Source organism: Treponema sp. R6D11 (genome assembly GCF_054786075.1).
This window is the reverse complement of record NZ_BDHD01000824.1, coordinates 1-494: the sequence shown is the minus strand read 5'-3', so window position 1 is coordinate 494 and position 494 is coordinate 1. Positions and strand designations below refer to the sequence as shown.

Sequence of the window (494 nt, the reverse complement as noted above, 5' to 3'; positions counted from 1 at the left end):
CATTGGATGATAGCAAAAAAGAATTTGCACAACAGAAAACCATTGATAATATTATTAATATCACAATCAATAGCCAATATCAAAACTATACGTCAAGTAAAAAATTAATATTTTCTACCCAATTTTGGATTGATATTTTGTATAACTTCCAAAAAGTAAACCCGAGCAAAACTTGGCTTTTATGCGGTTATCTTGCCCGGGTGGTTTTAAAATCTCTGTTTTCGGTTATAACCGACGACGTATTATTAGTGGATCAAGTCTTCCTCGTTCGTCTTTAGGCAAAGTGAATAATGGCGTTAAAATAATTCGCCTTTCATTCTCTACTGTAAGCCTTAATCGCCCATCGGGAAATGAAGATACGGTTTCAAATGTTTTTTCGTCTATCTGTTTTAACAGGTAAGTTCCTTCGCGTATAGCCCAAGGTAAAAATTGCTTTTCAATTTCCATATAGATAAAACAGTCTTTTGAATCGACAATGCGGTATTCATTTAAAT

Annotated in this window: 1 protein-coding gene; it reads right to left on the bottom strand. The window is 33.4% G+C overall.

Annotation, left to right across the window (positions count from 1 at the left end; translation table 11 throughout):
* Nucleotides 1-225: 225 nt before the first annotated feature.
* On the bottom strand, nt 226-494 hold a 269-nt coding region (locus tag ACYVTD_RS16325; RefSeq protein WP_461248723.1), incomplete at its 5' end, for a hypothetical protein.